19 protein-coding genes and 1 pseudogene are annotated in these 18373 nt (G+C 44.2%); 8 read left to right on the top strand and 12 right to left on the bottom strand.

What is annotated here, in order from left to right:
- Positions 1-285 precede the first annotated feature (285 nt).
- The 3 genes from cbiT to cobA are packed head-to-tail and all read left to right on the top strand — an operon-like array spanning position 286 to position 3408.
- Entirely contained in the window at positions 286-876 is a 591-nt protein-coding gene (gene cbiT, locus IM473_RS20475; RefSeq protein WP_002732225.1) for a precorrin-6Y C5,15-methyltransferase subunit CbiT, read from the top strand.
- A gap of 42 nt (positions 877-918) precedes the next feature.
- Positions 919-1836 carry a phosphatidate cytidylyltransferase gene (locus IM473_RS20470; protein ID WP_149988635.1) on the top strand — a complete coding sequence of 306 codons (918 nt, stop codon included), beginning with the start codon at positions 919-921 and terminating at the stop codon, positions 1834-1836.
- A 54-nt stretch (positions 1837-1890) separates the two neighbouring features.
- The gene (gene cobA, locus IM473_RS20465) at positions 1891-3408 is read left to right on the top strand and encodes a uroporphyrinogen-III C-methyltransferase (RefSeq protein WP_287657534.1); all 1518 of its coding nucleotides are present in this window, start codon (positions 1891-1893) and stop codon (positions 3406-3408) included.
- A gap of 300 nt (positions 3409-3708) precedes the next feature.
- Here the strand turns inward: cobA and IM473_RS22800 are convergent, their stop codons facing one another.
- The 7 genes from IM473_RS22800 to IM473_RS20430 form a co-directional block, all read right to left on the bottom strand.
- The gene (locus IM473_RS22800) at positions 3709-4119 is read right to left on the bottom strand and encodes an endonuclease domain-containing protein (protein WP_287660418.1); all 411 of its coding nucleotides are present in this window, start codon (positions 4117-4119) and stop codon (positions 3709-3711) included.
- A 533-nt stretch (positions 4120-4652) separates the two neighbouring features.
- Complete coding sequence (locus IM473_RS20455; protein ID WP_287660417.1) at positions 4653-7013, bottom strand: GUN4 domain-containing protein; 2361 nt, start codon at positions 7011-7013, stop codon at positions 4653-4655.
- Positions 7014-7137: 124 nt separating this feature from the next.
- Positions 7138-8976 (bottom strand): molybdate ABC transporter permease subunit, encoded by a 1839-nt coding sequence (gene modB / locus IM473_RS20450; RefSeq protein WP_287660416.1) that lies wholly within the window; start codon positions 8974-8976, stop codon positions 7138-7140.
- A 3-nt stretch (positions 8977-8979) separates the two neighbouring features.
- Positions 8980-9777, bottom strand: coding sequence for a molybdate ABC transporter substrate-binding protein (gene modA, locus IM473_RS20445; protein WP_287660415.1), 798 nt, complete (start codon positions 9775-9777; stop codon positions 8980-8982).
- Between the two features lie 194 nt (positions 9778-9971).
- On the bottom strand, positions 9972-11393 hold the full coding sequence (gene pyk, locus IM473_RS20440) for a pyruvate kinase (RefSeq protein ID WP_287660414.1): 1422 nt from the start codon (positions 11391-11393) through the stop codon (positions 9972-9974).
- Between the two features lie 307 nt (positions 11394-11700).
- Complete coding sequence (locus IM473_RS20435) at positions 11701-11913, bottom strand: hypothetical protein (protein ID WP_287660413.1); 213 nt, start codon at positions 11911-11913, stop codon at positions 11701-11703.
- Positions 11914-12036: 123 nt separating this feature from the next.
- Positions 12037-13320, bottom strand: a complete 1284-nt coding sequence (locus IM473_RS20430; protein WP_287660412.1) for a S8 family serine peptidase — start codon at positions 13318-13320, stop codon at positions 12037-12039.
- A gap of 617 nt (positions 13321-13937) precedes the next feature.
- Between IM473_RS20430 and bchM the strand changes: the two genes are divergently transcribed.
- The 5 genes from bchM to IM473_RS20405 all read left to right on the top strand — a co-directional run bounded on the left by bchM (position 13938) and on the right by IM473_RS20405 (position 16700).
- Positions 13938-14630: a magnesium protoporphyrin IX methyltransferase gene (bchM, locus tag IM473_RS20425; protein ID WP_287660411.1), complete on the top strand. Its 693-nt coding sequence runs from the start codon at positions 13938-13940 to the stop codon at positions 14628-14630.
- A 3-nt stretch (positions 14631-14633) separates the two neighbouring features.
- Entirely contained in the window at positions 14634-15401 is a 768-nt protein-coding gene (gene panB, locus IM473_RS20420) for a 3-methyl-2-oxobutanoate hydroxymethyltransferase (RefSeq protein WP_287660410.1), read from the top strand.
- Positions 15394-15888, top strand: coding sequence for a peptide-methionine (S)-S-oxide reductase MsrA (gene msrA, locus IM473_RS20415; RefSeq protein ID WP_287660409.1), 495 nt, complete (start codon positions 15394-15396; stop codon positions 15886-15888). Before panB ends, msrA begins: the two co-directional genes overlap by 8 nt.
- A gap of 51 nt (positions 15889-15939) precedes the next feature.
- Positions 15940-16248, top strand: coding sequence for a carbon dioxide-concentrating mechanism protein CcmK (locus IM473_RS20410; protein ID WP_002782143.1), 309 nt, complete (start codon positions 15940-15942; stop codon positions 16246-16248).
- Between the two features lie 104 nt (positions 16249-16352).
- Positions 16353-16700 (top strand): carbon dioxide-concentrating mechanism protein CcmK, encoded by a 348-nt coding sequence (locus IM473_RS20405; RefSeq protein ID WP_002733188.1) that lies wholly within the window; start codon positions 16353-16355, stop codon positions 16698-16700.
- 67 nt (positions 16701-16767) lie between these two features.
- Here the strand turns inward: IM473_RS20405 and IM473_RS20400 are convergent, their stop codons facing one another.
- The 5 genes and pseudogenes from IM473_RS20400 to IM473_RS22795 all read right to left on the bottom strand — a co-directional run.
- Positions 16768-17157 carry an element excision factor XisH family protein gene (locus tag IM473_RS20400; protein WP_194013813.1) on the bottom strand — a complete coding sequence of 130 codons (390 nt, stop codon included), beginning with the start codon at positions 17155-17157 and terminating at the stop codon, positions 16768-16770.
- A gap of 289 nt (positions 17158-17446) precedes the next feature.
- Positions 17447-17731: a DUF2442 domain-containing protein gene (locus tag IM473_RS20395; protein WP_002767949.1), complete on the bottom strand. Its 285-nt coding sequence runs from the start codon at positions 17729-17731 to the stop codon at positions 17447-17449.
- A gap of 3 nt (positions 17732-17734) precedes the next feature.
- On the bottom strand, positions 17735-17995 hold the full coding sequence (locus IM473_RS20390) for a DUF4160 domain-containing protein (RefSeq protein WP_194013815.1): 261 nt from the start codon (positions 17993-17995) through the stop codon (positions 17735-17737).
- Between the two features lie 29 nt (positions 17996-18024).
- A complete protein-coding gene (locus IM473_RS20385) occupies positions 18025-18219 on the bottom strand; it encodes a type II toxin-antitoxin system HicB family antitoxin (RefSeq protein WP_194013817.1) in 195 nt (64 codons plus the stop codon).
- A 44-nt stretch (positions 18220-18263) separates the two neighbouring features.
- A pseudogene (locus IM473_RS22795) lies at positions 18264-18373 on the bottom strand (DUF2283 domain-containing protein); the annotation flags it as partial.

The following is an 18373-nucleotide window of genomic DNA, read 5'->3' as shown; positions in this document are numbered from 1 at the left end:
TCGGGCTACATCAAATGTTCCAAAAAAATATAGAAGAGCTAATGCAAATTAGCCGCTATCGGTTGAAGGATTACATCAAAGGACAAAGAGCGATATCGCTTGCCCTATCTACCTTCTAGCTCGCTTGTCCCCCTCTCAGGGTCTTAGCTTAATGACAGACAATAGCTTGTTAGAGCTATAATCAGGGTTTTATGCCTAGAAAAGTCCCTGTTTACTTAATAAAGAAAATTTGACAAACTTATATAATAATGCTTGCTAGTGAAGCTTCTCGATAATTGATTCCCCATGACTTGGTTATATAAAACCCCCGGTATTCCCGATGAATTGTTTGAACGTTTGCCCGGGATTCCCCTGAGTAAACGCGAGGTGAGATTATTGATGATTTCCGCTTTGCGGTTAGGTGATGGGGGGGTTTTCTGGGATATTGGCGCAGGAACCGGCACTATTCCCGTTGAAATTGGCTTATTATGCCCCAATAGTCCGATTATTGCCATTGAAAGAGATGAAGAAGTGGCCAGTTTAATCCGCCGTAATTGCGATCGCTTTGGGGTAAAAAATGTTACGGTTTTTGAAGGCAGCGCGCCCGATTGTCTGCCCAATATATCCCTAGCACCCGATCGCGTCTGTATCGAGGGCGGCAAACCGATTAAATCGGTCCTGCAAGAAGTGTGGCAATACCTGAAACCCAATGGCCGCATCGTGGCTACGGCCAATAATTTAGAAACCCTCTATCAATTTTCCGAAGGCTTTTCTAATTTACAGGCGCGTAATATCGAGATCGTACAAGCGGCAGTAAATCGCCTAGAAACTAGGGGTATTCACCAAGTTTTTGCCGCCGTTGATCCCATGTTTATCCTGAGCGGCGATAAACTTTAATTGTGGATAACCTTCCATAAAGTTTTCTTAATCTATATAATTATGACAATGCCGCCTAATTTCTCTGGATTAACCATGCCTTGGCCACGCATTGTCAGCGCTATTTTTGCTATTGCCTTCGCACTGGGAATTATTATCGTTGGGGGTTGGTATTTCACCCTCGGCATCGGTGTTATCGTCTTTTTGGGACAATTAGAGTATTTTCGCTTAGTTCGCGCTAAAGGCATTGAACCGGCCGCTAAAACCACTCTCGTAGTTTCACAATTATTACTGCTGACGGCAACTATGGCAGCCCCCCTCACCGATGCCATGTTTCCCCTGGCCGGGGCGTTAATTTGTTTTTATCTGCTCTTTCAGCCTAAAATGGCGACAATTGCCGATATTTCCACCTCAATTCTCGGTCTGTTTTACGGTGGTTACTTACCCAGTTATTGGATTCGTTTACGCGTCGGTTTTTCTCCCGAAAGTGGTCCCGTGGCCATTGCCAGTAACTTACCCCTGATGGGATATTGGCCAGAATCGTGGATGGAACCGAAATTATTCCCGGCTGCTTTGACGGTGACTTTTCTGGCCTTCGGTTGCATTTGGGCCGCCGATATCGGAGCCTATATCATGGGAAAATGGTTAGGGAAAACCAGTTTATCGCTGATTAGTCCCAAAAAAACCGTGGAAGGTTCCTTTTTTGGCATTTTAGGCAGTATAGCGGTGGCCGATTTGGGTGCTTGGTATTTAGATTGGCCCTATTGGCAGCTGACGGGCTTAATTTTGGGCTTATTAATTGGTATTGTCAGTTTATTGGGTGATTTAACCGAATCGATGATGAAACGCGATGCTGGGGTCAAGGATTCCGGCCAGTTAATCCCCGGTCACGGTGGTATACTCGATCGCACTGATAGTTATGTCTTCACCGCTCCCCTAGTATATTATTTCGTCACTTTACTGCTGCCCTTGTTGCGCTAGTAATTTGTTTCTTCTCCAAGTGCTAGATTAAAGATTAAACTCAAATTTGCGATTATGTCAGCAGTCGTCCATCCCCGGGGTAAAGTTTATCTTCTCGGTGCGGGAATCGGTCAGAGCAGTTTTCTCACCCTGCAAGCGCGAGCAATTTTAGCCACGGCCGAGGTTTTGCTGTATGATGCCCTAGTGGATAGTCAAATCTTCTCCCTCGTGCCGAAAACCTGTGTTTTAGTCGATGTAGGCAAACGGGGGGGACAACCCGGCGCCGAGCAACATCAGATTAATCAGATACTGGTTAATTATTGTCAAGAGGGAAAACGAGTTATTCGGCTTAAAAGTGGTGATCCGGGGGTTTTTGGGCGAGTATATCCTGAAATGTTGGCCCTAAAGCAGGCTGGCTGTGATTTTGAACTGATAACTGGTATTTCCTCCGCTTTAGCCGCTCCTTTATTGGCCGGAATTCCCCTGACGGAAAAGGATATTAGTCGCTGTTTTGCGGTCTTGAGCGCTCACGATCCCGAGTCTCTCGATTGGTCAGCTTTAGCTAAAATTGATACACTGGTGCTATTGATGGCTGGTCAGTCTTTAGGGCAAATTATCGAGAAATTATGCCAAAATGGGCGTAATATTCACGACTCGATCGCTATTATCCGCCAGGCGGGACGCAAGGAGCAACAAATTTGGCGCGGCACTTTAGAAAATATTCTCGCTCAAACCGCCGGGGTGTCCCTCTCACCCTCTATTATGGTCATTGGTCAAGTTGTGGATCTGGCGATTATGTCCTCTCCCCCACCCCTAGGCGGTAAAACTATTGTTATTACCCGTGCCGCCGAGCAAACGAGTCAATTTAGCGAAATTTTGCAAAATCAAGGCGCAGAAGTCCTGGAAATGCCCGCTTTAGAGATTCGTCCCCCCGACCGTTGGCAAGGTTTAGACGATGCCATCGCTCAGTTAAAAGAGTTTGATTGGCTGATTTTAACTTCTGCCAATGCTGTTAATTTTTTCTTCGATCGCTTGACATTTTGGGGAAAAGATGCTAGGGCTTTAGCGAGCGTGAAAATCGCCGTGGTGGGCAAAAAAACCAGCCAAGTTTTGCACTCACGGGGATTAAAAGCGGATTTTATCCCGGGGGATTTTGTCGCTGATGCTTTGGTAAACGAGTTTCCCGACCCGATTAGGGGGCAAAAATTCCTCTTTCCGCGCGTGGAAACGGGAGGGAGAGAGATATTAGTTAAGGAATTAACGGCCAAAGCTGGTCAGGTGACGGAAGTGGCCGCATATTATTCCGGATGTCCCGCACGCATGGATAGGGGCATCTGGGAAGCCTTTCGAGATGGGAAAGTCGATATAGTCACTTTTGCCAGTTCCAAAACCGTCCAGAATTTTTATCGGTTATTGCGACAAGAAACGGCAGAATTATCGGTTAATTCCCTCTTAGAAAAAGTTTGTCTGGCTTCTATCGGTCCGCAAACTTCAAAAACCTGTCAAGAGTTATTTGGTCGTGTTGATATCGAGGCGCGAGAATATACCCTAGAAGGATTGACTAGCGCTTTAATCGAGTGGAGTAAGACCTGACATCCTCGCCGCCGTATTTGCGGCAGCCGGGGTTGGGAGGATCAAAGCCCCCCTTATCAAGGGGGGTTGGGGGGATCAAAGCCCCTTATCAAGAAGGATCAAAGCCCCCCTTATCAAGAAGGATCAAAGCCCCTTATCAAGGGGGGTTGGGAGGATCAAAGCCCCCCTTATCAAGAAGGATCAAAGCCCCCCTTATCAAGAAGGATCAAAGCCCCCCTTATCAAGGGGGGTTGGGGGGATCAAAGCCCCTTATCAAGAAGGATCAAAGCCCCCCTTATCAAGAAGGATCAAAGCCCCTTATCAAGGGGGGTTGGGAGGATCAAAGCCCCCCTTATCAAGGGGGGTTGGGGGGATCAAACTTCCAATTACTCCACAAACTCCCTCAAAATTACTCAAAACTTCTTGATTAGTAAAGCGGATTACTGTTAATCCATAACCTGATAAAATTTGGGTTCTTTCTAAGTCATAGGTCTGAGCATCTTCCCTATTATGACTATCACCATCAATTTCAATCACTAATTTTAATTCGGGGCAATAAAAGTCAACAATAAATTGATCAATCGGTCTTTGGCGATGAACTCTATATTGAAAATTTTTTAAGTATTCATACCAAAGTTTTCTTTCAGCTTTGGTCATATTTTTACGGAGTTCTTTAGCTCGTTCTACGAGTTTGGGATTGTAGGGTAGATGATGATGATTGGTTAATTCCATAAGCTTACTTTCTGGTTAGTCATGTTACCGTACTTAGCCCCCCTTATCAAGGGGGGTTGGGGGGATCAAACTTAACGTGATTGCAGTTTTATTTATTAAAAAAAGAAAGATTATTTTTCAACTAATAAGTTTAGCATATATAGCGTTTTCTGTTCGCACGAGGTACATTATTAATGTTGAAAAGCTTAATCAGCAAAGGTTTAACTGTGCCACACAGGGGTGAGAACCGCTATAATATCCCTTATCAAGGAGTCGTAGGCGGGGGGATGAAACTTAAAGCGATTGCGTTTTTTTATTAAAAAATCAGGTGTTATTGTTGATAAGTTTTGCTGTTAGCAGGGGAATTTTGGGGGGTAGTTTTGAGGTTTGATCCCCCCAACCCCCCTTGATAAGGGGGGCTTTTTATTGGTTGAATTTGATCCCCCCAACCCCCCTTGATAAGGGGGGCTTTTTACTGGTTGAATTTGATCCCCCCAACCCCCCTTGATAAGGGGGGCTTTTTACTGGTTTAAGATGTATAAGTCTGTGATATATTACAGGTTACAAGTCGCTGCGCGAGAAAAGAGATACCCTCCACCACACGCGGCGACCAACCCCCCCCCTGGTGTGCGCCCCACGACCCTCCACCAAGGTGACGGTAGGTGTGCGTGCTTACTACCCTCTAATAAAAAAGTTAGCTCATCATAGCTCAACCAGTCTCCGCTCCTGCGCCAACCCACCTCGTCAGCGAATTTTTTATACACATCATAATCGTATTCCCCTGGGACACCACCGCAATCCAGCCAGACTTTTTTCTGCACAGAAAAGCCAAATTTGCTGCCGCTATTATCTACCCAGAGCTTATCAATCGTGCGTAACTCTTCACAGGGAAAGTTGTTAATGCTTTCTTCATCTAGCCAGCCTTCATCTTCCCTTTTAGCAATTAACAACATTAACCGCGCCGTTTCCTCATCGGCTTCGCGCCATTGGCCATTTTTCAGATAGGTTTCTAGTTGGGTAAAGAGAGAAGTCTGTCGTTTTTGTTCTAAAAATTCCAAACCTCGACGTTTTTTAACAGGTAATTCTCGATAACATCGCTCCGCTAATCCCTGAGCTTTAGGATTATCTTGATTATAAAAATGAACAATAAAATCAGTCGGATTAATCAATAAAGTTGCATACATAATGCAAGCCTCGTACCAGAGATTTTGCTGCCAATTTTCCTTGAGTAAATTTTCTTGCTTTAACCGTTTAATCTCCAAAGCAATTAAATAGGACTGAAAAAGATTATGGGCAAACTCATAGTATTCATCCTTTTTCAAAATTAACTCACTCACATGAATTAACCGCTCTACAAAATCCTTAGCCGAAGTGCTTTCAGTATAACCCAATTCCTGAATAAAATTTTGTGTAGAACTCAGTAATTCTGAATATTCAATCGTGGTTGTATTTCCCATTTTCAGGGCTAACTGTTGCAATGCTCGTTGACGATGATTTTCCTCATTATTATCTAAAATCATGTCAATGCCCCTAGCTTGAGGGCGAGTGATCAATTGCAGATCAAAAATTCGGCGAAATAAATCCACTCGTTGCTGAGGTAATTTTTGTCCCGAGCCAAAGTTTGCCCGATGTAACTGTACTATCATATTCAGATTTAAGGGATTTCTCGCCAAGGCTAATAGAGTAGAACTTTCCCCGGAATCATCGAGAGCAAATAACTGATTAATTAAATCCTTTGCTTTATTGTCGGCAGCTTCTTGTTTAGCTTTTAAACTTCTGCTAACTCTGGTTTCCTGCTCTTGCCAGAAATACCATTTATAGACAAAATCCTGAATATTTTTATCGGTAAATTCATTAATAAACACCTTTTGCCGAGGTTTATGCTCAGAGCGAAACGCTTGATAGCCTTTCGGACGAGAAGTTAAAATAAAATAGTTTTGGCGAAAATCGTGCCACTGTTTGCCAATCCATTGACTGACTTTTTCGGCATATTCGGGTTTAACTTCATCAAAACCATCAAACATCACTAACATTCGCTGACGGGTTAAATGACTTTTAGCCCAGTTCTCAGGTAAATCTAATTCTTGAGAAATATCTTGTTTAAGATGTCGCTCAATTAAGGTTGGTAAATCCAATCCTTCTGTGGTGGTAATCACTTCCTGCCATCTTCGTAAACGTAAAAAGACAGGAATTAAAAAAGGTGCATTTTGTTTCGGTTGTTTTAGAGCGTAGTTATAGGCTAAATGACGCAATAAAGTTGTTTTTCCTCGGCCACCAGGAGCCAGAATTAACAACCGTAAATCTGTCCTCTTTTTAGCCCGTCGCAATAAATCCCAAATATCATCCCCCGTACCTTTAGACTCTTCTTCTGAGCGCAGTTCTAATTGACTCAGATCCAAATTAATAAAAATTTCTTCTAGTTCCGGAGTAGAAAAACCAAAGATTGCATCTTCAATCCCTTCAATATCATCATAACGACAATCTGAATCCCGTAATTTAATTAAATATTTCCCGTCAGGATTAGCTAATTGCCAACGTATTTTTTCAAGTCCTTTGTCTAGCCAAACAAAAAAGCTTAAAGCTGTACCTTTACCATGATTTTTACCTTTGGTTCTTGCTGTTTCTAAAAACCCTTGACTCCAGGCTGATCCGTAGGTAAAAAAGCTCGTGACGATAAAGGTGACTCCCCCGACAATAATCGCCTTAACCGTGTCATGTTGACTAAGCCAAGTTAAGCCGCCTGTAATGCTACCCCCGATAATTGGAAGGGAAGGAGCGGAGGTTCGGAGTTGATGGGCAACAAAAGCAGTGATTTTTCCCGTCCAAACTTGAGCCTGTTCCTTTTCCTGGTCAAAATCTGATTCTTTTTTCTCTTCAGATTCGGATTCTTCCAGCTTTGCGGTTTTATCGTCCATAAATCACCTTTGATCAACCTCTTCTAATTATATTAGAACTCTATTGAAGATAGATTTTGGGTTCGATCCCCCCTGCCCCCCTTGATAAGGGGGGTGTTTGACAACTTAGCATCAAAATCTCTGTTTATTTTAATAACAATAAACGCTGGGGAGATAAAGTAACAGTCCAAGGCAAAGCTTGCTCCTTAATTTCTAACCATTTATCCTTATATAACTCTGCTTGGATATGAAAATCTTGATCGTGATTGGAGGGTTGATTAAGTTTCAGATAGAGAGTCACCCGATGGGGTCCTTCAATGGCATTAGCCAACCAACAGAGAAAAGTATTAATATCGCCTAAATCTCGACCGAAAATAATTTGATGAGCGCGAATTCCCGTATAGGCTAAATAGTCGGGAATTCTGGGAACGGTGTGTAATTTAACATCCCAATCAATGGCTTCCAATTGTTGATGATCAATGATTTTAGCACGGGAAAAATTCTTACAGCCGGTAATCTTGGCCAAACTAACGCTATCTGGTCGCTCAAAAATTTTCTGTTTAGAATTATTAGCAATTGCCCGCCCTTTTTCCATAACCAATAAATTCTCACATATTCGATAGGCTTCATCCATATTATGGGTAACAAAAATTGTCACGCCATCGTAATTACTTAAAGTTTTGATCATCTGACGTTCTAATTGAGCGCGTAGATGGGTATCAAGGGCAGAAAAAGGCTCATCTAATAATAAAGCTTCCGGACGACTAGCTAAAGCGCGAGCGATGGCGACCCGTTGCTGTTGTCCCCCCGATAATTGATGGGGATAACGGTTTTCCATGCCGGGTAACTGCACTAATTCCAATTGGTTGGCAATCTGCTGTTTAATAACTTTTTTAGATAAGTTTTTCGAGAGACCAAAAGCGATATTTTCTGCTACGGTGAGATGGGGAAAAAGAGCATAATTCTGCACCACAAAACCGATACGACGCTGACGACTGGGGAGATTAATTCCCTTTTCGGAATCGAAGAGAATGCGCCCATTTAAGACAATACGGCCCCTTGAGGGCGTTTCCACCCCAGCCAGCGATCGCAAAATCAGGCTTTTTCCCGAACCCGAAGCCCCTAATAGTCCTAATGGCTGATTTTGGCAGTTAAAAGTGACTGAGAGGTTAAAAACGGGTAAATGTTTCTCTATATCGACCAATAAGCCTATTTTATCCCTATAATGCTGATTTTCAGCTGCTAAAAGGGCAAAATCGCGACCCTCCCAGGGTGGCAGCCAGTCCTCCATCTCGTTAGGTTTGCTTTCTCCCGGTCGTCCTAATTGCTGTTTGCGTTGACTTTGCCAGAGATTAACGGCGATAATCCCCGATAGGGAGATTAACATGATAATAAACACCCATATCCAAGCCTCAGTCATCGCTCCTGCTTCCACAGCAAAGAAAATCGCCATCGGGATAGTTTGAGTTTGCCCCGGAATATTACCCGCTAACATCAAAGTCGCCCCAAATTCCCCCAAAGCGCGGGCAAAAGCTAGGGTTAATCCCGCTAATACCCCGGGGAAGGAGAGGGGCAAAAGTAGGCGCCAGAATATTTTCCCTTCCGATGCCCCTAGGGTGCGGGCAACCTGTAAAAGATTGGCATCCACCTGTTCAAAAGCCCCGAGGGTGGTTTTGTACATCAGGGGAAAAGCTACCACCGTCGCGGTGATGATGGCGGCATACCAAGTAAAAACGATGCGAAAATTGAATAAGTCTAATAACTGTCCTAATGGTCCGTTTTTGCCGAATAGAAGCAGTAAAATGAAGCCTACCACCGTCGGGGGCAAGATTAAGGGTGCGACGAAAACTGCCTCGATTAGGGATTTCCACCGTCCACGATAACCTAACATCCAATAAGCGGCGGCAATACCGAGAAAAAAGATGATTATCAGGGCAATGGTGGCGGTTTTCAGGGATATCCATAGGGGGGAAAAGTCGGGCATTGTTTATCTGGCTATTCCGAAGCCGAATTTTTCAAAAATGTTTTTAGCGGCTGTCCTGGTGAGATATTGGGCGAAAGTCTTGGCAGCTTGCGGGTTTTTACTGGCTTTTATCACAGCTATCGGGTAAATAATCGGAGAATGGAGATTATTGGCAGCCGTAGCCACTACTTTTACCCGGTCGGAAATTTTGGCATCGGTGATGTAAACAATGCCGGCATCGGCGTTACCAGTCTCTACGGCGGCGAGAACATTACGGACAGAGTTGGCAAAGACCAGTTTTAGTCTTATTTGCTCTAAAATGCCGAGATTTTTCAGAACTTCTTCACTGTACTGACCGACGGGAACGCTGCGCGGTTCACCCACGGCAATTCTTTTGACATTACTGTTAGTCAGGAAACGAAAATCGCTAATTTTTAGGGTGGAATTCTTGGGAACGATTAAAACTAGGCGATTAGTGAGCAGGTTTCTTCTGGTACTTGTATCGATTAAACCAGCTTTTGCTAAAGCGTCCATTTGCTTAGTCGCCGCCGAGAGGAAAACATCGGCCGGCGCACCTTGTGTAATTTGCTGTTGCAAAGCTCCCGACGCACCAAAGTTATAGTTAACTTTAATGTTGCCATGGGCTTTTTCAAACCCCGGCTTGATTTCTTCTAGGGCATCTTTGAGACTAGCGGCGGCGGAAACTAGAATTGTCTGGGTTTGTGCAGTGGCGATAGTAGAGGAAAAAAGGTTTATGCCCGCAGATAATAAGCAACTAAGGGCAATTGAGCCGATAAAAGCCAGAAAATATCGTCTTTTCATCAAGATTGATAGCAAGCGATCGATATTTATACATCTATCACAACCAATCCACCGCCCGAAATCTGTATCTAGGGTTTGCGGCAAAAAGTTTTTCTTGGGGAAGTGGGGAAGTGGGGAATGGGGGGGTGGGGTGTGGGAGGAATAAATAAAAATAATCTCCTGACGACCGACTCCTGACGACCGACTCCTAGAACTTAGGGAATCCTGTGAATTTTGAGGAAATTGGTTCCTTTAGTTTTCTGCATGGGAATTCCCGCCATAATCAGGATTTTATCGCCCGATTGCGCTAGATTTTTCTGAAGCAGAATTGATTCGGTTTGCTTTAACACATCCTCAAAGACGGACACCTGATGATCGAGAAGAATCGGGATCACACCCCAGACTAGGTTGAGACGGTGATAGACTCGTTTATTGGGAGTCATAGCAATGACGGGAACCGAGGGACGTTCCTTAGAAGCCAGTAGCGAAGTGTAGCCAGAGGTGGTAAAAGTGACAATATAACGGAGATTAAGGGTTTGATCGATCGCCACTAAAGCCTCACTGAGAGCGTGAGTTTCATCGGACTGATTGGGGGGAACATTATCAAACTTCACATCCGCTTCCACATCATGGGCGATTTTGGCCAACATAGCCACAGCTTTGACGGGAAAATCTCCCACTGCTGATTCCCCCGATAACATCACCGCATCGGTTCCATCGATAATTGCATTAGCCACATCACTGGCCTCGGCCCGAGTCGGTCGGGGATTGTGAATCATGCTTTCTAACATCTGGGTGGCAGTGATGACGGGAATAGTTTTCATGTTGCAGAGTTTGATAATGCGTTTTTGCAACATGGGGACTTTTTCGGGACTTAATTCTACTCCCAAATCGCCCCGGGCCACCATAATTCCGTCACATTCCTCGACAATTGACTCTAAATTTTCGATCGCTTGCGGTTTTTCAATTTTAGCTATCACTGGCACATCCCCATGATTTCTCTCGGCTAAAAATGCCTTAATCGCTTTGATATCTTCTCCTTTACGAACAAAACTGAGGGAAACCCAATCAACCCCCTGAGCAAGACCAAATTCTAGGTCTTGTTTGTCTTTTTCGGTCATGGAAGGTAAGCGCAAATTGAGACGGGGTAGATTGACTCCCTTGCGACTCTTGAGAATTCCTCCCTCCAATACTTGACATTTTAGGTCTTTTCCGTTAATTTCAACGATTTTTAGCTCTAATAAGCCATCATCAAGGAGAATTTGCTCACCTAACTTGGCTTCCTCGGCCAGATAGGGATAATCGATCGAAACCGTGTTCGCTTCTCCCCGATACTCATCCATGGGTACAAGGGTGAGATAATCGCCGTCGTTGATGGTAATGGAACCATTGGGGAGATTGCCGACGCGAATTTTCGGACCTTGTAAATCTTGCAGGAGAGTGATAGGATTGTCTAATTCTTGAGAAATTTGCCGTAAAAGGGTAACAACTCTCGCATGATCTTCGTAGCTACCGTGGGAAAAGTTTAGCCGCGCTACATTCATCCCCGCACCGATCATCTGCTTGAGGACTTCTGGCGAATTACTGGCAGGGCCGATCGTGGCTACGATCTTAGTTCTATGGTTAATAATTGACATGGAACCCTTACTGATCGATCTTGGGACGATTACATGATATTCAATTTAGGTTAACTAAAAGTGAAGCGGAAAACAAATTAAGCTTTTCCACAGAGTTGCAATCGCTCCCGGTCCACTGCTTCACCGTCAGGAGTCAGTGATCAGTGATCAGATTTGAGTTTTCAATACTATTAAGTGGCAAGTTGGGAGCTTTCTTTTCACTGATTACTGCTTACTGGACGGCTACGCCGTGCCTTTGGCAACACAGCAAAAAAGCTCCAGCGCTCCCCTGGAGTCTTAACGAGTAATTTTTTAGATAGTCAACAGCTTATATCGCCCGCATTTCCTTATCTTCCTCCACATCGAGAACCCCCGGCACTGCCTTTAAAGAGGGGATCAGCGATCGAGGGGCTGAACCGGTAATAATGCCGGAAACCGATAAGATATTATCTACTGTCATACCCAGGGATTGTAAATTATTGGCCACTGTCTGAATATCGCCTAAATGCTGTTCATCGATCGTCACGATAATCTGTTCCATGGCTATTAATGAAAGTAAAAAGATGAGCAGGAGTCAGGAGATGGGAGAGGGGAAGTGGGGAGAATAAATAAAAATAATCTCCTAACTCCTAACTCCTAACTCCTGACTCCTCAATACTGACTGCTAAGGCGCTTGGACCAGTCCACTACCCACATCAACGGTGGGAATAGACAGTCGCAAGGCTTTCGAGGTGAGTAACTGCCAGAGTTGCGCCCCGCGCACTCCCGAAGCTTGAGCGTGGAGAGCAGCAATTCCAGCCACATGGGGGGTAGCCATGCTGGTGCCGTTAAAAACGTCGTAACGTCGGGGCATCGGTACAGAAGAATAGATCGCCACCCCGGGGCCAGCGATATCTACGTTAGCACCTTGGGCAGTACCAGAACCACAGGAAAAAGAAGCTAATCGCAGATTACTATTGATCGCCGCCACGGCCATAATTGAGGGACTATTAGCCGGTTGACCCACAGTACCAGGCCGGTGATTGCCGGCCGCCGCGATAATCAAACAACCATTTTGCAGAGCGCGACGACCGATAGTTTCGTAGGCAGTGGAAGGAGTTGGAACTGTATTGCCCAAGGACATAGAAATCACCGCACAGCGACTGGCGATCGCCCATTCCATGCCGGCGAGAATCCAACTTTGGGAGCCACTGCCAGCATTACTGAGAACTTTGCCCGCATAAATGGTGGCTTCGTAGGCGACCCCGTAGCGGCGACCGTTGACATCTTTAAATCCGCAAGCGGTGCCGATACAGTGAGTGCCGTGACCTTGACCATCCTGCACCGCTTCTCCTGGTACAAAAGACTTACTTTGGATCGATCGCCCAAAAAAGTCGGGATGCTTTAAATCCATACCCGTATCTAGTACAGCCACATTAATGCCGCGACCAGTGCGACCAAGGGAATTGATTACTTTCGTGGCTTTTAATCCCCAAGTGGATTGGGCATCATCGAGAAAGGCTAGGGCTGCGAGATCCTTATCTCCCAGCTCTTTTTTAGCCTTGGACTGTTCATAAAAAAGATGATTGACGGCATCGCGATAACCCTTGAGGTATTCCGAGGATAAACCCTCCTCGATTGCATAGTAAATTCGTTCGGGTTCGATCGCTAAAATTGCCGAACTTTCCCCCGCTATGTTCATGACACCGCTCAAGGCTAAGTCATCCAGGGAAACCACTGCCACCCCCAAAGTCGGAAAGGTTCCCCCTCCCGCCGCATCTAGTTCTGAACTGTCCATGGCCGAATCGGCAAAGTCCCGGGCATCGGGCAAGGCAGATATCCCCGCCACATCTCGCAGGGCGGCGATTCCTTCCGGGGTTGCTCCATCTTGGAAAGTAACAATATATCGCCCCGTGGTTTCTTCATTTGAGGCGGTACTGGGGATGGGAAAACTCGCTTGTCCAGACATAAAAAATACCTCCAAAAAATGGATATTTTAGCTAATACAATCGCGGAAAAATGGCTTAACCACCAGCCTTTTTATCGAAGATTTTTCAATCATCAACCACTGGTCTAACCATCCTTTAATTGTTCAGGATGGTTCGGCAAAAGATGAGTCAGTTAATTACCCACCCTCAAAATGTTCACGGTTTGGGAAACCATTTTCCTAAGTTCACTTCGGTCTCTAAGTGCCGTTATTTCTGGACTCCAGCCCTGGCGGTGTTAAATTTTTTCTAGTAATTCAGGCTCTGGGAAACAACGGAACTAGGTTAGGGAATCTCAATCAATTTTTTTATGTATTTGGGCTTAAACCGATCATATAAGTTTAAAACCCTCACCTTATATTTAATCGCTATTAAGCTATGGTTTTCTTTCTGCGATCAGCCTAACATTACCTCAAGGATTTTGGCCAAAAAATTTACAAATCTTTGACAATGCTTGGCAGCACGGGGAAACAAAATAATACTTATGTTCTAACGGCAACCCTGAAGGATTCAGTCGGAAAACTGGCTTTCACGGTAGGATAAACTAATAACCATCTCCGCTCTTCGGCGTAGCTCAGAGACCACTCGTTTAGATTTCCTTATGACCAACACATTAGACGATAAAGCCATAGTCAAGGACTATTTTAACGCCACAGGATTCGATCGCTGGCGCCGGATTTATGGGGATGGCGAAGTTAACAAAGTACAAAAAGATATTCGCATCGGTCATCAACAGACGATCGATACCGTTATCGGTTGGTTAAAAAGTGATGACAATTTGCCCAATCTCTCAATCTGTGATGCCGGTTGTGGAGTCGGTAGTCTTAGTATTCCCCTCGCTAAAGCGGGCGCAACTATTTTCGCCAGTGATATTTCTGAGAAAATGGTGACAGAAGCCAAGGAAAGAGCAGCCAAAGAGTTAGCAGATACCAGTAAACTCACCTTTGCCGTTCAAGATTTAGAAGCATTAACCGGCCAATATCACACAGTCATCTGTCTTGATGTTCTCATTCACTATCCCACAGAAGAAGCATTAGGCATGATTAAACACCTGGGATCCCTAGCTCAATCCCGTTTAATCCTCAGTTTTGCCCCTAAAACCTGTTTATTAACCATTCTCAAGAAAATTGGTCAATTTTTCCCCGGTCCGAGTAAAACCACTCGCGCTTATCAACACAAGGAAAAAACTATTATCGCCGCTCTCAACGAAAATGGCTTTAAAATTGAACGGACGAGTATGACTAGCACTCGTTTCTATTTTTCCCGTATCCTCGAAGCTGTCCGCAGTGAATAAATAATGGCAGTCACCACCAGCAAATTAATCGAGTGGAAACAGCAAAAACGCGCGATTGTCACCCTCACAGCTTGGGATTATCCGATCGCGCGACTGCTCGATCGAGCAGGAATTGATATTATCTTGGTAGGTGATTCCTTAGCTATGACCGCTTTGGGCTATCCTACCACTTTACCGATCACCCTCGAGGCGATGATTCACCACGCAGCGGCCGTGTCTCGTGGGGTAAAACAAGCTTTAGTTGTCTGTGATTTGCCTTTTCTCAGCTATCAGGAAAGTGTCAGTCAGGCAATTCACTCCGCCGGAAGGATGTTAAAGGAAGCGGGAGTGCAAGGTGTAAAATTAGAGGGAGGTTATGCCGCTATGATCGAGACGATTAGCCGTTTAACCGAGATAGGCATTCCTGTTATGGGTCATATCGGATTAACTCCCCAGTCGGTGCATCGCTTAGGATACCGTCAGCAGGGAAAAACCCCATCGGATGCACAAAGACTAATCGAGGAAGCTTTAGCCTTGGAGAAAGCGGGAGTATTTGCCCTGGTTTTGGAACATATTCCCGCCAATTTAGCCGCTACTATTACCGATAAATTGACTATCCCGACGATTGGTATCGGTGCGGGGGAAGATTGTGATGGTCAGGTGTTGGTAACGGCGGATATTCTAGGATTAACCGAAAAAGCTCCCCCTTTTGCCAAAGTTTATGCTAATTTAAGCGAGACAATTACAAAAGCAGTTATAGAATTTGCCAAGGATGTGAGGAGAAATGAATAACGGCGAAAAAGCTACCTTTGGGGCCGGCTGTTTTTGGAAAACCGAGGACGCATTTCGGCGTTTATCGGGGGTTTTAGCCACTTCTGTGGGTTATATGGGGGGACATTTTCCCAATCCTAGTTATCTCGATGTGTTATCGCGAATTACCGGTCATGCGGAAGTGGCACAAATTGAATATAATCCCCAAGAAATAAGCTACGAGGCGTTATTAGCTGTTTTTTGGTCAATCCATGATCCGACTCAGTTAAATCGCCAAGGACCGGACCGGGGAGAACAATATCGATCGATTATTTTTTATCACACCCCGGAACAAAAGTTAATCGCCACTGCTTCCAAGCGTCAACTACAACTATCGGGAAAATTTCAGCAGGATATCGTTACTTTGATCGAACCCGCAGGAGATTATTATCTGGCCGATCAGTCCCATCAACAGTATTTGGAGAAAAAACAGGCTCGATCGGTCGGGGATTTCCAGAAAAAAATATAAAGACAGGTTCGGGGTATAATGTAAAGTTGCTTTCGCAGGAGATCAGGAAAAATGCCCGAGGCGGTCGGAGTCATTCAAACGTTGGGTTTTCCCCCCGTTTTAGCGGCGGCGGATGCCATGGTGAAAGGGGGACGAGTCACCCTAGTTTATTTTGATCTAGCGGAAAGGGGCGAATTTTTAGTGGCGATTCGCGGTCCGATTTCCGAGGTTAAACCGGCAGTAGAGGCAGGATTAGCGGCGGCGATGACCGCTTTTGGTGGCAATGTGGTCAGTCATTACATCGTACCGAATCCTCCAGAAAATGTACTGGCGGTTTTACCAGTGCAGCATACGGCTAAGTCAGACCGTTTTCGCAGTTAATTTCCCTAGCGATTTGCCCCAAACTAGACTATAGTTAAAGACTGGAAAATAGATTGGATTCTATCAATTGAACTTATCTGATTTTTGTTATTAGGAGTTAATTTATGACAGCCCAACCCGCGGTGGGATCGATCGAGACCAAAGGTTTCCCCGGTATTCTAGCGGCCGCCGATGCGATGGTAAAAGCAGGACGGATCACGATTGTTGGTTATTTAAGAGCAGGAAGCGCCCGTTTTACCCTCAATATTCGTGGGGATGTACAGGAGGTAAAAACCGCTATGGCTGCCGGCATTGAAGCCGTCAATAAAACCGAGGGGGCAGCTTTAGAAACCTGGGTAATTATTCCCCGTCCTCACGATAACGTGGTGGCTATTTTACCGATCGATTATAGCGAGGCAGTGGAACCTTTTCGCGCTGCTGCCGACGGTGCGATGGCACCAATCCGTCGTTAATATTCAAGGTCAATTTTTTGTTACCGGTTGGAACTTGTCTAGTTCCAACTTAGTTTTTAATGATGATTTAAGTTTTAGTCAGAAAACCAAATTTGATAATTGCTGCAACAGTTGCACCGATAACAGTGACTATCAAAGCCCATATTTGAGCCGTTGCCCTTTCTTTCAAGTCTTTGAGTTGGGAAACTTCGGCCTCTATTTGTTGACGTTTGATGATTTTTTCATAAAGAACATATTTGCCCAGCGCATTTTTTAAGTCTTCGACTTCCGATGTCCCGATAAAGCTTTTAATTTCATAGGATTCATTGGCAACAGCTAACCATCCTTTGATCGCATCTTTTAAGTTATGAGTGACTTCTTCTAGGCTATCACCTTCCGTGATGCAACCTGGAAGGGCTGGAACTTCTGCCCAATAACGGCCTTCTTCGGCAGGATGAATAATCGCTTTAATTTTCATAGCTGACTTGGGTTATCAAGAGTTTCTAATCTTCTTCTAATATAGCCTGAATTTTTGCTAATCGTTAGTTAATAGAAGTTATCCAAGAAACGGGACCCGCTATCACGTCAAGGGTTTCGTTATTGTCAAACATTTCTAGGAGATAACCTGCTTCTGGTTGTTGTTTGTTAGGAGGTGATAATTCTAGAATCGTCCCTTAATCGCCTTTTAAAAGATTGTGTTGAACTCTAAATATAGAACTTTCGTATCTTGAAAGTAGGTGATTTTTATGGCTTAAAATTCCTGTACTTTAAATAAGTTGTAAGTCATCTTTTTCTAAGTCATTAAGAGATTGATTCGTGATGAGAGAATAAAGAACATCGGGGTCTAAATCAGCCCCATTTTCCCAATAAATTGTCCCCCAATCAGGATTAATTTTGACGGTTTTAAAAAAATCTAAGTCTTTTAGCGGTTGAAAAATGCCAACAAACTCGATAATTTCTTCAAGATTAATAATCCCCTCTTGATTATCTTCAAATTTAAGATAAAGTTGATAATTATTTAGAGGTTTCACTTCAATAATATCTTTTAGCATGGTTTATTCTAATGGTAGGATTGGTCGTAAAGGTTCATTAAGTCTAGCAAGTTGCCAATTTTCCTTTAATTCTTGTTGATGAATAGCAGCCCATTCAATTACTAAACCAAGAATCCTTGGAGACAATTGACCTTGTAAAATAGTAAGATTTTTAATGTCAATAATCGCCTTTTGTTGATTATAGCGAACATGAAAATGAGCAGGTGTATGGTCGTTATAGTACATAGTGATAATAATTCCTAAAAAACGACTAATTTCTGGCATTGCGAATTTAAGATTATCTATAATTTGTGTTAAGTGGTGATAACAAGCTGATCTTCTGTTTCCAATTCTAATAGGATGGGAATTAAGTCTTTGGCAATATCAATGACGGCATCTATTGTATCAGCGTCAGCGACAAGTCCTTGTATATCGGGACTGGTGGCGACATAGTAATCTTGGCCGTTTTCTTGAAAGCGTTCAATGGTGAGGTTAATTTGGTTTTGCATGGGGAATCCATAGGGTTTATAGAATAATTTTATTATGACAACTCTTATAAACTTGAAGCTAATTCAGGCGCGACAATAGTTTTGAGGGAAAAAGCATTCAGATCCGTTAAGCTTTTGGCGTGTTCCAAGGTGATTGCACAAATATTCCCCTGCT

Origin of the sequence: Microcystis sp. M015S2, from assembly GCF_020245945.1 — a bacterium.
Classification (GTDB): Bacteria; Cyanobacteriota; Cyanobacteriia; order Cyanobacteriales; family Microcystaceae; genus Microcystis.
This window is presented reverse-complemented; position numbering and strand designations above follow the sequence as displayed.

Bases quoted from the DNA above. Each gene is read 5' to 3' on its own strand.
- IM473_RS20410 (WP_002782143.1), top strand. From the start codon at position 15,940: ATGCCCGAGGCGGTCGGAGTCATTCAAACGTTGGGTTTTCCCCCCGTT.
- msrA (WP_287660409.1), top strand. From the start codon at position 15,394: ATGAATAACGGCGAAAAAGCTACCTTTGGGGCCGGCTGTTTTTGGAAA.
- IM473_RS20390 (WP_194013815.1), bottom strand. From the start codon at position 17,995: ATGCCAGAAATTAGTCGTTTTTTAGGAATTATTATCACTATGTACTAT.
- pyk (WP_287660414.1), bottom strand. From the start codon at position 11,393: ATGTCAATTATTAACCATAGAACTAAGATCGTAGCCACGATCGGCCCT.
- IM473_RS20405 (WP_002733188.1), top strand. From the start codon at position 16,353: ATGACAGCCCAACCCGCGGTGGGATCGATCGAGACCAAAGGTTTCCCC.
- modA (WP_287660415.1), bottom strand. From the start codon at position 9,777: ATGAAAAGACGATATTTTCTGGCTTTTATCGGCTCAATTGCCCTTAGT.
- cobA (WP_287657534.1), top strand. From the start codon at position 1,891: ATGTCAGCAGTCGTCCATCCCCGGGGTAAAGTTTATCTTCTCGGTGCG.
- cbiT (WP_002732225.1), top strand. From the start codon at position 286: ATGACTTGGTTATATAAAACCCCCGGTATTCCCGATGAATTGTTTGAA.
- IM473_RS20400 (WP_194013813.1), bottom strand. From the start codon at position 17,157: ATGAAAATTAAAGCGATTATTCATCCTGCCGAAGAAGGCCGTTATTGG.
- IM473_RS20395 (WP_002767949.1), bottom strand. From the start codon at position 17,731: ATGCTAAAAGATATTATTGAAGTGAAACCTCTAAATAATTATCAACTT.
- bchM (WP_287660411.1), top strand. From the start codon at position 13,938: ATGACCAACACATTAGACGATAAAGCCATAGTCAAGGACTATTTTAAC.
- IM473_RS20455 (WP_287660417.1), bottom strand. From the start codon at position 7,013: ATGGACGATAAAACCGCAAAGCTGGAAGAATCCGAATCTGAAGAGAAA.
- IM473_RS20470 (WP_149988635.1), top strand. From the start codon at position 919: ATGACAATGCCGCCTAATTTCTCTGGATTAACCATGCCTTGGCCACGC.
- IM473_RS20430 (WP_287660412.1), bottom strand. From the start codon at position 13,320: ATGTCTGGACAAGCGAGTTTTCCCATCCCCAGTACCGCCTCAAATGAA.
- IM473_RS20385 (WP_194013817.1), bottom strand. From the start codon at position 18,219: ATGCAAAACCAAATTAACCTCACCATTGAACGCTTTCAAGAAAACGGC.
- modB (WP_287660416.1), bottom strand. From the start codon at position 8,976: ATGCCCGACTTTTCCCCCCTATGGATATCCCTGAAAACCGCCACCATT.
- IM473_RS22800 (WP_287660418.1), bottom strand. From the start codon at position 4,119: ATGGAATTAACCAATCATCATCATCTACCCTACAATCCCAAACTCGTA.
- panB (WP_287660410.1), top strand. From the start codon at position 14,634: ATGGCAGTCACCACCAGCAAATTAATCGAGTGGAAACAGCAAAAACGC.
- IM473_RS20435 (WP_287660413.1), bottom strand. From the start codon at position 11,913: ATGGAACAGATTATCGTGACGATCGATGAACAGCATTTAGGCGATATT.